The sequence below is a fragment of the Kribbella pratensis genome (assembly GCF_004365355.1).
In the GTDB taxonomy this organism is placed as follows: Bacteria; Actinomycetota; Actinomycetes; order Propionibacteriales; family Kribbellaceae; genus Kribbella.
This window is the reverse complement of the sequence record NZ_SODP01000003.1, coordinates 831553-842909: the sequence shown is the minus strand read 5'-3', so window position 1 is coordinate 842909 and position 11357 is coordinate 831553. Positions and strand designations below refer to the sequence as shown.

The 11357-nt window shown below is 67.5% G+C and carries 15 protein-coding genes; 5 read left to right on the top strand and 10 right to left on the bottom strand.

What is annotated here, in order from left to right:
- Nucleotides 1–103 precede the first annotated feature (103 nt).
- The gene (locus EV653_RS31970) at nt 104–805 is read right to left on the bottom strand and encodes a GntR family transcriptional regulator (RefSeq protein ID WP_134108386.1); all 702 of its coding nucleotides are present in this window, start codon (nt 803–805) and stop codon (nt 104–106) included.
- Between the two features lie 104 nt (nt 806–909).
- Entirely contained in the window at nt 910–1086 is a 177-nt protein-coding gene (locus EV653_RS41405) for a DUF5302 domain-containing protein (protein WP_157996243.1), read from the bottom strand.
- 158 nt (nt 1087–1244) lie between these two features.
- Here EV653_RS41405 and EV653_RS31965 point away from each other — a divergent pair, with 158 nt between their 5' ends.
- Genes EV653_RS31965 through EV653_RS31955 form a run of 3 tightly spaced genes read left to right on the top strand, consistent with a single transcriptional unit; the run spans nt 1245 to nt 3531 of the window.
- Nucleotides 1245–1895: a LysE family translocator gene (locus tag EV653_RS31965; RefSeq protein ID WP_202871923.1), complete on the top strand. Its 651-nt coding sequence runs from the start codon at nt 1245–1247 to the stop codon at nt 1893–1895.
- Nucleotides 1896–1929: 34 nt separating this feature from the next.
- Entirely contained in the window at nt 1930–2610 is a 681-nt protein-coding gene (locus EV653_RS31960; RefSeq protein WP_134108384.1) for a hypothetical protein, read from the top strand.
- A 33-nt stretch (nt 2611–2643) separates the two neighbouring features.
- Entirely contained in the window at nt 2644–3531 is an 888-nt protein-coding gene (locus EV653_RS31955; protein ID WP_238160647.1) for an aminoglycoside phosphotransferase family protein, read from the top strand.
- On the opposite strand, the gene EV653_RS31950 is transcribed toward EV653_RS31955, so the two are convergent.
- The 4 genes from EV653_RS31950 to EV653_RS31935 form a co-directional block, all read right to left on the bottom strand.
- Nucleotides 3518–4243 carry a class I SAM-dependent methyltransferase gene (locus EV653_RS31950; RefSeq protein WP_134108380.1) on the bottom strand — a complete coding sequence of 242 codons (726 nt, stop codon included), beginning with the start codon at nt 4241–4243 and terminating at the stop codon, nt 3518–3520. The two genes, EV653_RS31955 and EV653_RS31950, sit on opposite strands and share 14 nt — an antisense overlap.
- 151 nt (nt 4244–4394) lie before the next feature.
- Nucleotides 4395–5174, bottom strand: a complete 780-nt coding sequence (locus tag EV653_RS31945) for an ABC-2 family transporter protein (protein ID WP_134108378.1) — start codon at nt 5172–5174, stop codon at nt 4395–4397.
- Nucleotides 5171–5920 (bottom strand): ABC-2 family transporter protein, encoded by a 750-nt coding sequence (locus EV653_RS31940; RefSeq protein WP_134108376.1) that lies wholly within the window; start codon nt 5918–5920, stop codon nt 5171–5173. The genes EV653_RS31945 and EV653_RS31940 overlap by 4 nt, the downstream gene beginning before the upstream one ends.
- On the bottom strand, nt 5917–6885 hold the full coding sequence (locus tag EV653_RS31935) for an ABC transporter ATP-binding protein (RefSeq protein WP_134108374.1): 969 nt from the start codon (nt 6883–6885) through the stop codon (nt 5917–5919). Before EV653_RS31935 ends, EV653_RS31940 begins: the two co-directional genes overlap by 4 nt.
- A gap of 62 nt (nt 6886–6947) precedes the next feature.
- On the opposite strand from EV653_RS31935, the gene EV653_RS31930 reads away from it, so the two are divergent.
- Nucleotides 6948–7907, top strand: a complete 960-nt coding sequence (locus EV653_RS31930; protein ID WP_134108372.1) for a helix-turn-helix transcriptional regulator — start codon at nt 6948–6950, stop codon at nt 7905–7907.
- Here the strand turns inward: EV653_RS31930 and EV653_RS31925 are convergent.
- Nucleotides 7862–8320, bottom strand: a complete 459-nt coding sequence (locus tag EV653_RS31925; RefSeq protein WP_134108370.1) for a DUF3885 domain-containing protein — start codon at nt 8318–8320, stop codon at nt 7862–7864. The genes EV653_RS31930 and EV653_RS31925 overlap by 46 nt on opposite strands.
- A gap of 307 nt (nt 8321–8627) precedes the next feature.
- Here EV653_RS31925 and EV653_RS31920 point away from each other — a divergent pair, with 307 nt between their 5' ends.
- Nucleotides 8628–9215 carry a hypothetical protein gene (locus EV653_RS31920; protein ID WP_134108369.1) on the top strand — a complete coding sequence of 196 codons (588 nt, stop codon included), beginning with the start codon at nt 8628–8630 and terminating at the stop codon, nt 9213–9215.
- Here the strand turns inward: EV653_RS31920 and EV653_RS31915 are convergent.
- The 3 genes from EV653_RS31915 to EV653_RS31905 all read right to left on the bottom strand — a co-directional run bounded on the left by EV653_RS31915 (nt 9204) and on the right by EV653_RS31905 (nt 11297).
- Entirely contained in the window at nt 9204–9470 is a 267-nt protein-coding gene (locus EV653_RS31915; protein WP_134108367.1) for a hypothetical protein, read from the bottom strand. The genes EV653_RS31920 and EV653_RS31915 overlap by 12 nt on opposite strands.
- A gap of 11 nt (nt 9471–9481) precedes the next feature.
- Nucleotides 9482–10558, bottom strand: coding sequence for a redox-regulated ATPase YchF (ychF, locus tag EV653_RS31910; RefSeq protein WP_134108365.1), 1077 nt, complete (start codon nt 10556–10558; stop codon nt 9482–9484).
- 208 nt (nt 10559–10766) lie between these two features.
- Nucleotides 10767–11297, bottom strand: coding sequence for a GNAT family N-acetyltransferase (locus tag EV653_RS31905; RefSeq protein WP_134108363.1), 531 nt, complete (start codon nt 11295–11297; stop codon nt 10767–10769).
- Between the last annotated feature and the right edge of the window lie 60 nt (nt 11298–11357).

The window sequence follows — 11357 nt, the reverse complement described above, 5'->3', positions numbered from 1 at the left end:
TCACAATCCGCCTGACGCGCCGGTCCACCGCCTGTGGCCGGCCCGGATTGCGATTGTGATGGCCTGGAGATCCGCATCACCCGGGCGGCCGGGCGCCGGTGGGTTAGGGGCGGAGGGTGGCGCGGAAGCCTACTCGGTCGCCTCGGTAGAGGGAGCGGACGGCTTCAATGGGGCGACCGGCGGTGTCTCGGCTGGTGCGGTGGAGCAGGAGCATGGGGAGGGACTGGGTGGCCTTCAGGAGTTCGGCTTCGCGTGGGGTGGCGATCACGGTCTCGACGAGCTCCTCACCTTCGCCGAACCGCACACCGAGCTGATCGGTCAGGCACCGGTACAGCGAGCCGGTCGGGTCCAGCACCGCTTTCAAGGTCGGGAAGCGTTCAACGGCGAGATACGTCGTCTCGAGCCCGATCGGCTGCCCGTCCGCGAACAGAACCCGCTCCAGCCGGTGAACCGGCTCCCCCTCGGCGATGCCGAGCCGGTCCGCGAGTACGGCGTCGGCGGGGAGCTCATCGAACTCCACGACCTCACGCGCCGGTGTGTGACCCTGAGCCCGGAGCGCCTCCGTGTAGCTCACCAGCGCGAGCGGCTGCACGAGCTTCGGTGTCGCGACGAACGTGCCCTGCCCCTGCCGAGCCCGCAGCCGCCCGTCCGCGATCAGCTCGCGGATCGCCTGCCGCATCGTCCACCGGGAGACCCCGAACTCCTTCGCAAGCACCCGCTCCGGCGGCAATGCCGCCCCCTCGCCCAGACCCTCGACCACTTCAACCAGCCGGGTCTTCACCACGTAATGCAGCGGAACACTCACCCAACCGACTGTAGTCGAGCTCCAGTTCCACTCCCGGCCGTGACAAAGGTCGAGCCCCGGGCGGCAACCCGGGGCTCATGAGGATGGATGGACAGTGGCGGTCTTCAGCTGCCGGACTTGCGCCTGAACTGGCGCTTCTGCTTGTCGTTGTGCGCGTCGCCGACGCCCTGCCCGCGCACCCCGGATCCCGGATGCGAGTGCTTCCCGGCGTTCTTCTTCTCGAGCGCTTCCCGGAACTTCTTCTGCAGATCGTCCGCCGGCTCGCTGGACTTGTCGCTCATACCGTCTCCTTCACAAACCGTCAGGCGTACGCACCCCACGCTAACCGAGGGTGAAGACGAACCGCGAGTGGAATACCGGCGATCTCACCTGTGGAAAACTCCGGCCGCGCTCCGAGCCCCGCTGTTAGGTTCGGTGTACGCCGACGGAGGGACACGGAATGCTGGTGAGCAACGAGGCATTGCTGGGGATCGCGCTGGTCGAGCTCGGCCTGGTGATCGTGCCTGGGCCGAACATGATCTACCTGGTGTCCCGCTCGATCGCCCAGGGCCGCCGCGCCGGTCTGATCTCGCTCGCCGGGGTCGGAATCGGCTTCCTCGTGTACCTGCTCGCCGCGAGCGCCGGGCTCGCCACACTGTTCGCGCTCGTCCCCGAGATCTACCTGACGCTGAAGCTCGCCGGCGCGGCGTACCTGCTCTGGCTCGCCTGGAACGCACTCCGCCCCGGCGGTACGTCGGTTTTCGCTACCCAGGAGCTGGAGCCCGACCGTCCGCGCAAGCTGTTCGGCATGGGTCTGCTGACCTGCCTGCTCAACCCGAAGATCGCGATCCTCTACATCTCGCTGCTCCCGCAGTTCCTCGACCCTTCCCGCGGGCATCTCGGTCTGCAGAGCCTGGTCCTCGGCCTCACGCAACTCACGGTCGGCGTCGTCATGAACGCCGTCTTCGTGATCACCGCCGGCTCCGTCGCCGTGTTCCTCTCCCGCCGCCCGACCTGGATGCGCATCCACCGGTACGTCACGGGCACCGCGCTCGCCGTCTTCGCCGTCCGCCTGGCCACCGATCGCGCCCGGCCACTCGCCTCGCACTGACGACTGTCCGACCCGGCCGTTAGCGTGACCCGGGATGAACATCGATCGGCTGGTCGCAGCCTGGAACTCGTCCGCCCAAAGTGCCGACCTCGTCCACAACCGCGGCCTGCCCGCGATCACCCGCGAGTTCTTGCTTGCGGAGTTCCCACCTGACACCTGGAAGCGTGCCGAACAGGCAACGCACGCGCTCACCGAGCACTTCGCCGGCGCCCGCTTCGCCGACGAGGTCGAGTACGGCGTACTGCTCGTGCCGGACCCGCGCTTGCTCGACACCCGCCGCCCGCTCCCGATCGAGGCACGGATCGGCGTAGCCACCGGCGACGTCTTCGATGAGCGTCTACCAGCGGGCGTCGCGCTGCCGGCGAAGCGGCCGTGGCAGCTGGTCGTGACCGTCATCGGGGCTTACGGGCCCTCGGTCGGTAGCTACAACGACGTGATTGCCTCCGAGGACTTCGTCGTACTCGGGCAAGACACGCGACAGTGGATGACTCGGCAGGTGTGGGGTGCGCGCGTGTTGCAGTGTGGTGCGACGCCGCCGGACTGTGAGCACAACGAGCGGTGGACGTTCACGCTGTTCCCCGGCGAGGAGTTGGTCGACGGGCAGGCCGAGTCCGGGACGGTGTTGAAGGGCAAGGTGCGATTCCGGCTCGGTAGACCGGACCGCGGGATCGGATCGGCACGGGTGGCACCGGCCTTGCTAATTGATGTGCAGTAGCAGGAGGCGTCCCGGATACTGCTGCGCGTGGTGATGCATGCGGGTCAGCTGAGCGTGACAGTCGAGCTGGTCGAGGGACTGGTACGCGAACAGTTCCCGGAGTGGAGCGGGCTCGCGGTCCGCTCGGTGTCCTCACACGGGACGGTGAACGCGCTCTTCCGCATCGGCGACGACCTCGTGGCGCGACTACCGATCCTGCCCGGTGACGTCGCGACGATGCGTGCTGAGCTCGAGGACGAGGCCGAGGCAGCGCGGCGGTTGCGCCGCATCTCGCCGTACCCGACGCCGGAGCCGATCGCGATCGGTGCGCCGGGCCTCGACTATCCGCAGCCCTGGAGCGTCTACAGCTGGATCGACGGGACGATCGCGTACGACGCGGACGTCGCCGGATCGGCTGCCTTCGCCGAGGATCTGGCGCGATTCGTACTGGCGTTGCGCGCGGAGCCGACCGAGGGGCGGGTCTTCGCCAGCTCGTGGCGTGGCGGCGTACTCACCTCGCAGGACGAGTACGTCGCAGATGGGCTGGAGCGCAGCCGCGGCCTGATCGACGTCGACGCACTCGCCCGGTTGTGGGCCGACCTCCGTACGACGCCCCGCACCGAGCCTGACGCCTGGACGCATCGCGATCTGATGCCGGGCAACCTCCTGGTCAAGGACGGCCGGCTCGCGGGCGTGATCGATGTCGGCACGTTCACGGTCTCCGACCCCGCGATGGATCTCCAGCCAGCGTGGAACCTGCTCGACCCGACGGCGCGCGCCGCCTTCCGTACCGCGCTGGGCAGTGACGATGACGAATGGCGTCGGGGGATGGGCTGGTCGTTCGCGCAGGCCATCGGTTGCCTGTGGTACTACGTCGAGACCAACCCGGTCATGTCCCGTACCGCTCACCACACCCTGACGGCGCTGCTCACCGCCGCCTAGCCACGAAGACCCACTCCTTGCCCGGCCGGTCCGGAGCCTCTCGTATGTCGTCCACCGCGAACCCGGCCGCGGCCAGCGAATCCTCGACCTCGGCCCGCTCCCGGAACCGCAACGTCGAGTCAGATGTGAGCACGGCGCCATCCGACGAGAACACGTACGTCCCCCGGAACGTCACGAACGGCAGCTCGACGCTGACCAGCTCGCTCCAGCACTCCACCGTCCCACCGCCCGGGACCGGCCGCACCTGATGCGTGGGCTCCCGCGTCCACTCCTCCCACTGCCGCCGCGCCGGATCCCGCGTCTCGAACACGAACCGTCCGTCCGGCTTGAGCGCCGCATGGACGCCGTCGAGCGTCGCGGCCCACTCCTCATCGGTCAGGAACACCTGCGCCACGTTCCCCGTCATCACTGCCAGATCCACCTGCAGCGGGGGCAACGTCGTCGCATCCCCGTGGATCCACCGCACCCGGTCCGCAAACTCCTTGCCCCGAGCAACCTCCAGCGAGGCCTCGGCTGGATCCACCCCGACGACCTCCACGCCGATGCGAGCCAGCCAACACGCCAGCTCCCCCGTCCCGCACCCCACATCCAGCACTTGCCGCGCCTCGAACTCCCCCACCATCGCGACGTAATGCTCCAGATCGCCCCGCCCGGATTCCAGCACGTCGTACATCGCCACCAACCGAGGCACCCCGAACAAGGCATCAACCATGCCCGCGACGCTAACCCGACCAGCCGCTGCCCGGCGACCGCATTTCGCGTACCTAACGACAGGACGTAGATATCTACGTATAGGCCAATCCCCGCGTGAGCCGCGGCAGAATCGCTGCCGGCGAGGGACCACTACCTGTTCTTAGGCACGCTCACGACGTCGCACCGGTATAGCGCCGCAGCCCCCGTTGCCACGCCAATCCCGCCAACCCGGCTGCGGCGACCGCCGCCAACACCCCACCCACCAGCACTCCCAGCCGCGGCCCGCGCAGCAACGCGGCCGATGGGACCGAGGCGATCAGCGCCATCGGGAACACATAGGTGAGGATGACGCGAATCGGACGCGCGAAGACGTCGGTCGGGTAGCGGCCCAGCTGCCACGCGGAGTGGAAGAACACGTCCAACTGCAGCTTCGGCGCCCAGAACGCCAGGCACGCGAGCAGCACACTCAGGGCCCACGTCACGACCAGCCCCGCGACGACGAGCACCAACCAACTGAGCACCCCAGCGACGCTCAGCGACTGTCCAGCGATCCCCCACCCGAGCACCCCGAGGCCCAGCACGAACTGGATCAGCGCGAGCGGCGAGGACAACGACAGGCTGGCCAGGAACAGACTCGAGGCCGGCTGCAGCAAATACCCATCGAGCTTCCCGTTCCGGATGCCGGTCTCCGGGAACCACGACAGGTTCGGATCGATGAACGTCGCCCGCAATCCGGTGATCAGCTGATACGTCCCGATCAACACCAGGAACTCCGCCTTCGACCAACCCGCCAGACTGTCCGCACGCGTGAACACGATCAGCACGGCCGCCACGGCCGTACCGAGGCCTGTGAATGCCAGCAGTACGTCGAACAGCAGGTTGACCCGGAACGCCACGCTCCGCCGCAACGCCATCGAGAAACCGACACCCACCAGTCGGAGCAGCTTCACGATCCCACCGCCGTGTACCGCCGTACGCCGATCCGCCACACGACCGTCACCACAGCCACCAGCACCACCACCCAGACCAGTTGATATCCCAGCGAACCCTTGCCCCCAGAGGCGATCTCCGCGGGCAGACCGTTCATGCCGTAGAACGGCAGCACCTCGGCGACCCGGCGCCACGTATCCGGCAGCAGCGCGATCGGCGCCGCCGTACCGCCGAGCAGGAACGTCAGCTGACCGCCGAAGCCGACGATCGCATGCACGCGATCGGTCCAGAACGCGGTCAGCGCGAGCAGGAACGTCCACAGGAAAACCAGGACCGCGGCGAGCGCGACGTACGGCGTACTGCGCAACACCGCCGACCAGTCGAAGCCGACCTGCAGCGCGATCCCGGCGAGCAGCACGATCGGTGCCCCGAGCAACGTCAGCCACGCGCGGATGGCGAGGTTCATTCCGATGACGCCGATCACGACCGGCTGCGGACGGAGCAGTTCGTGGCTCAGCGTCCCGTCGTAGATCCGCTCGGAGAACGTGTGCTGCTCGAACGACTCCGTCATCAACGTCACCAGGATGACTGCCACGTAGTACCGCCCAATGGACGGATCGTCAGGGTAGACGGCCGACCACACGAACAACCCGATCAGCGGCGCGACCACCGCCTGTACCACGAGCGTCAGCAGGAACCACCACGCGCCGGACCACTCCAGCACCTCTTGGCGAAGCCGGAATCCCAGTAGTACCGCGGTTCTCATCGCAGCCCCTCGCGGTACGCCTGGTCGATGACCTTCTCCAACGGCGGCTCCTCGACGGCGAGATCCATGATTTCCATTGCCTGCAGCAACCGTCCTGTCGTCGCCGCCACCTCGTCCCGCGGCACCCGCAGTACCCATTGCCCGTCGGCCTTCTCGATCACCTCGCCGAACGCGGTCGGATCGCCTTGGGTGGAGATCCGGATCAGCTTGTACGGCGACAACCGGGCGGACAGTTCGGCGAGCGGTCCGTCGTACTGGACGTTGCCGTGGTCGATCAGGATCAGGCGCGGGCAGAGGGAGGCGACGTCGGCCATGTAGTGGCTGGTCAGGAGTACGGTCGCGCCGGTCTGCTCAACGTACTCCGAGACGAACTCGCGGATCTGGCTCGCGGCGCTGACGTCGAGGCCGATCGTCGGCTCGTCGAGGAACAAGACCTCGGGGCGGTAGATCAGCGCCATCGCCAGGCCGACGCGCATGCGTTCGCCGAGGCTGAGCGCGCGGAGTTGTCGTTCCAGCAGGGGTTCGAGGTCGAGGAGGGCTTCGAGGTCGGCGAGCGTACGACGGAACGTGGGGCGCGGGACGTCGTACAGCAGGCGCTGGTATTCGAGGGAGTCCATCACGGTCAGCTCCTGCGATCCGCCAACGGGTTGGCTGCCGCGGACGAACGCGATCCGCTTGAGGAAGGTTGAGCGGCGTTGCCACGGGATCGTGCCGAGGACCCGGACGTCCCCGCCGGTCGGGTGCAGGATCCCGGAGAGGATCTTCATCGTCGTGGTCTTGCCGGCGCCGTTCGGGCCGATGAAGCCGGACACCTGGCCCGGCGCGATCGTGAACGAGATCTGGTCTAGGGCCTGGACGGTCTTGTACTCGCGCTTGACCAGCGAGCCGAGCGCGGCGCGGAGACCGCCTTTGCGAACCGGAGCCCGGTAGGACATCGAGAGGTTTTCGACTTCGACGGCAGACATGAACCTGACGGTAGGAAGAAAAGACGCCCATTGATGGCTTATTTTCCTGCGATGATCGGTGCATGCGTGCCGAACGGCTCCTTCGCCTGCTCCTGCACCTGCAGACCCGCGGGCAGTCGACGGTCGCGCAACTCTCCGCCGCGCTGGGAGTCTCGCCGCGCACGATCCAGCGCGATCTCGAAGTACTGAGTCTCGCCGGCGTTCCCGTGTATTCGATCCGCGGGCGTGGTGGTGGATGGACGCTCCTGCCCGACTACCGCACGCGGATCACCGGGCTCACGCCGTCGGAAGTCATGTCCGTCTTCGTCGGCGCGACCGCGCACGTACTGGCCGACCTCGGCCTCGACGCCTCCAGCGATCAGGCCGTCACCAAGCTGATCGCGTCACTTCCCGAAGGGACGCGCCGCGAAGCCGAGTACGCCCGCCAGCGCCTCCTCATCGACCACGCCGGCTGGGACGACCGCCGCGAAACCCCACGCTGGCTGGACCTGTGCCGCGAGGCCCTGTGGGAAGAACGGCGGCTGGCGATCATCTACGCGGACGGCACCGACGCATTCGAGGTCTCGCCCTTAGGCCTGGTCGCGAAGGCCCGCACCTGGTACCTGGTCGCAGCCCGCACCGACGGACGCCTCCGCACCTACCGCCTCTCCCGCCTCACGTCGGCAACCCTCACCAACACCCCCTTCACCAGACCAGCCGACTTCGACCTGGCCACCTACTGGACCCAATCCCAACGGGAACTCCAGGCCTCCCGCCCCTCCTACCCCATCACCCTCAAAGTCCGCGACCACGCAGTACGCCGCTTCCGCCCCACCCACCCAATGGTCCCCGCCGACAACGGCTGGTGGATCCTCCACACCGACCTGGAATCCCCCCACGAAGCCCGCGCCGCCGTCCTAGCCCAAGCCGGCGCCGCCATCGTCCTAGACCCACCCGAACTAATCACGCTGGTCCACGAAGCCGCGCTCGCCATCTATCAATCCGGCAGCCACTCGGAGAACCTCTCCCGCAGCACGTCCTGATCAGGCGCGAGCACATCACCACCGCCGTCGTACGGCGCGTAGATCCACCCGAGCCCCGGCCCGACCACGATCAGATCGGTCTGGTCATCCGCAGTCGCGACGAGCAGCCGATCCAACTCGGCATCCGTCAGCCCGGATTTCACCCAGAAGAAGCTCCAACTCTCGCCCCCAAACCACCGCCGCCACGGCCAGGCCCCCGGCAGATACCGCCGCGTCCACCCGGTCGCCAGATCCCGCGGCCCGTAGTCCCGCCCGATCACCACCAACTGCTCACTCCGCAGCCCACCCGAAACAGCCTCCAGTACGGCGCGGTGCCGCCGAACAATCTCGTCGTACTCCTCAGCCGTATCCGCATACCGCTTCCCCCGAGGCAAGCTGTAAAACCGCTCCCACCCTCGAAACGACTCCACCATCGGCTGACACCCCGGCCAAACCCGCTCCCACTCCGCACTGAACCGCCGAGCCCGCTCACTGTCCTCCGCGCGCCTGAAGTCCCCCGTCAACCCCCGAACCCGCAACCACCCGCCCCTCACCAGCCACCACCAACGACTGTTCACCCCGCGAGGCTACCGAGCACACCACCCCACGACGAAGGAACGGGCGGGGCTCGATGGGACCTGGGTGCTGGCGGGCAGCACGCACGTCGTCGATCCTGTCGGCAGGTACGTCGATGTCCGCCCGGCCCGAGAATGTCGGTGGCGGCAGCTAGCTTCGCCAAGCATGTGGACGACAACGTTGGCGACCGTCGCCGCGCGGCTGAACAACGTCCACGTCGACTGGATGCTCATCGGCAGCGCGGCGACGGCACTTCGCGGAGTCGCGATCGTCCCGGGCGACATCGACATCGCCGTACTCGCTGCCGACGACATCACCCGCGCGGCAACCGTCCTGCCGACACCATCCGAGCCGCCTGCCCCAAACCTGTGGTTCAGCACGCTCGCCCAACCGGCCCTTCAGTGGGGCGACGCGGACGAGCGCTGGCACTTCGGCCGCTGGATGATCAATGACGTCAAGGTGGAGCTGGCCTACATCGACATACCCCACGTCGCCGAACTGATGGTCGAGACCCGAAGCCCGCTGGTATGGCGTGAACGCCAGACCCTCACCTGCGGCGGCCAACCCATCCCGACCGTCCCGATCGAGGTACAACTCGCCACCATGATGGCCCGACGGCAGGATGCCCGGATCGACGCGACCATCGCCCGCACGCCGATCGACCAGCGACTCCTGCGTCGAGCGATTGCCGACAAACAGTCAGAGATTCCGGGCCTGACAGTTCCCGAGCGACTGCGACAACTACTGGCCTAGGTAGGCACTGTGGATGTCGGACCAGAGTTCGCTGAGGGTTTCAGTGAGGTCGGTCAGGCGGTCGAGTTCTTCGCGGTCGTCGCCGGAGGAGGTTTGGAGGTTGCGGTATGCCTCTGTGTTGAACTCCGCGGCCGCGGCCGCGACGACACCTGCCAGGTCCGCCAAGTCAGTCCTGGAAAGATCCGCACGCAAAGCACTGATGTACGCCGCTTCGGCGCGGTCGTAGTCGTCTTCGAACTGTTGCAGGTCTGCCATGCCGGTAAGTCCTACACGTTGAAGCGGAACTCCACGACGTCGCCGTCCTGCATCACGTAGTCCTTGCCTTCCATTCGGACCTTGCCGGCGGAGCGGGCGGCAGTCATGGATCCGGCGGACATGAGGTCGTCGAAGGAGACGATCTCGGCCTTGATGAAGCCGCGCTGGAAGTCGGTGTGGATGACGCCGGCGGCCTCGGGGGCGGTGGCGCCGCGCTTGATCGTCCAGGCCCGGGATTCCTTCGGGCCGGCCGTCAGGTACGTCTGCAGGCCGAGCGTGTCGAAGCCGACCCGGGCCAGTACGTCGAGGCCGGGCTCCTCGATGCCCATCTCGGACAGCATCTCGCGGGCCTCGTCCTCGTCGCCGAGCTCGACCAGCTCGGCCTCGAACTTCGCGTCCAGGAAGATCGCCTCGGCCGGCGCGACCAGGTCCCGCATCTGCTGCTTCAGCGATTCGTCGGCGAGTTCGTCGGCGTCGCAGTTGAAGACGTACAGGTACGGCTTGGCGGTCATCAGCATCAACTGGCGGATCGCGTCGCGATCCACGTCGGTCGCGATGATCGGCGTACCGGCCTCGAGGTGCTTCTGCGCCTCGCGGACCGCGTCGAGGACGGCGACCGACTCCTTCTTCAGCCGGGCTTCCTTCTCCAGCCGCGGGATCGCCTTCTCGACAGTCTGCAAGTCGGCGAGGATCAGCTCGGTCTGGATCGTGGAGATGTCGTCGGACGGCGAGACCTTGCCGTCGACGTGGGTGACGTCGTCGTCGCGGAACACCCGGGTGACCTGGCAGATCGCGTCCGACTCGCGGATGTGGCTGAGGAACTTGTTGCCCAGCCCCTCACCCTCCGACGCGCCGCGGACGATGCCGGCGATGTCGACGAACTGGACGGTGGCGGGGATCACCTTCGCGGAGTCGTACAGCTCGGCCAGCTTGCCCAGCCGTGCATCCGGTACGCCGACCACCCCGACGTTCGGCTCGATGGTCGCGAACGGGTAGTTCGCGGCGAGCACGTCGTTCTTGGTCAGCGCGTTGAACAGGGTGGACTTGCCCGCATTGGGGAGCCCGACGATTCCGATGGTGAGTGCCACGGGCGTCAAGGTTACGCGGCCAGGGCGTGTCTCCCAATTCCACGCCGTAGCGAGCAGGTGCTCGGCGGAGTGCCTCGGCGTGCTGGAGCGGAGGGATCGATGTGGTTTCATCGTTCCCTTCGCTCCAGCACGGCGAGGTGCCCGCCGAGTGCCGCGCAGTAGGCGTGGGATTGGGAGACACGCCCTCCACGCCGAAGTACCCCAATCGTCACAGGACGAATGCCTCCAGTGAGGTGCCGTACCAGCGTTCCACCCGGCCCAGCGGACGCATCCCCAATCGACCGCACACGGCCAGCGACGCGACGTTGTCCGGGCGCACCACCGCGTAGATCTCGCTCAGCCCGGCCTTGAACCCGTGGGAGATCGCGCCGCGCGCCGACTCGGTCGCCAGCCCGCGGCCCCACGCGTCGGGATGGAAATGCCAGCCGACCTCGACCTCGCCGCGGCTCGCGCTCCCGTCCGACGGCTCGGGCAGCGGCATGAGCAACACGGTCCCTGCGACCGTCGCCGTGTCCCGCTCCTCGACCGCCCACACGCCGTACGTCGCATCGCGGTTGCGCTCGTTCCACCGCTCGATCGTGCGACCGGCCGTGTCACGATCCGCCATCACCCGGGGCGAGGCGCCGAGCCAGCGCGACACCTCCCAGCGCCGATAGATGTCGAACACCCGGTCGCCGTCCGTGTCGACCCAATCGCGCACCACGAGCCGGTCGGTCTCGTACACAATCCTCGGATCCATCGCCACACCTCCCCAACCGTTCATTTATCGGGTCCCAACCAGCGGCAAGCAAGCGACGTC

Excerpts from the sequence above, each read along its gene's own strand:
- EV653_RS41405 (WP_157996243.1), bottom strand. The coding sequence starts at position 1,086 with ATGAGCGACAAGTCCAGCGAGCCGGCGGACGATCTGCAGAAGAAGTTC.
- EV653_RS31965 (WP_202871923.1), top strand. The coding sequence starts at position 1,245 with ATGCTGGTGAGCAACGAGGCATTGCTGGGGATCGCGCTGGTCGAGCTC.
- EV653_RS31960 (WP_134108384.1), top strand. The coding sequence starts at position 1,930 with ATGAACATCGATCGGCTGGTCGCAGCCTGGAACTCGTCCGCCCAAAGT.
- EV653_RS31955 (WP_238160647.1), top strand. The coding sequence starts at position 2,644 with ATGCATGCGGGTCAGCTGAGCGTGACAGTCGAGCTGGTCGAGGGACTG.
- EV653_RS31950 (WP_134108380.1), bottom strand. The coding sequence starts at position 4,243 with ATGGTTGATGCCTTGTTCGGGGTGCCTCGGTTGGTGGCGATGTACGAC.
- EV653_RS31940 (WP_134108376.1), bottom strand. The coding sequence starts at position 5,920 with ATGAGAACCGCGGTACTACTGGGATTCCGGCTTCGCCAAGAGGTGCTG.
- EV653_RS31935 (WP_134108374.1), bottom strand. The coding sequence starts at position 6,885 with ATGTCTGCCGTCGAAGTCGAAAACCTCTCGATGTCCTACCGGGCTCCG.
- EV653_RS31930 (WP_134108372.1), top strand. The coding sequence starts at position 6,948 with ATGCGTGCCGAACGGCTCCTTCGCCTGCTCCTGCACCTGCAGACCCGC.
- EV653_RS31925 (WP_134108370.1), bottom strand. The coding sequence starts at position 8,320 with ATGGTGGAGTCGTTTCGAGGGTGGGAGCGGTTTTACAGCTTGCCTCGG.
- EV653_RS31920 (WP_134108369.1), top strand. The coding sequence starts at position 8,628 with ATGTGGACGACAACGTTGGCGACCGTCGCCGCGCGGCTGAACAACGTC.
- EV653_RS31915 (WP_134108367.1), bottom strand. The coding sequence starts at position 9,470 with ATGGCAGACCTGCAACAGTTCGAAGACGACTACGACCGCGCCGAAGCG.
- EV653_RS31905 (WP_134108363.1), bottom strand. The coding sequence starts at position 11,297 with ATGGATCCGAGGATTGTGTACGAGACCGACCGGCTCGTGGTGCGCGAT.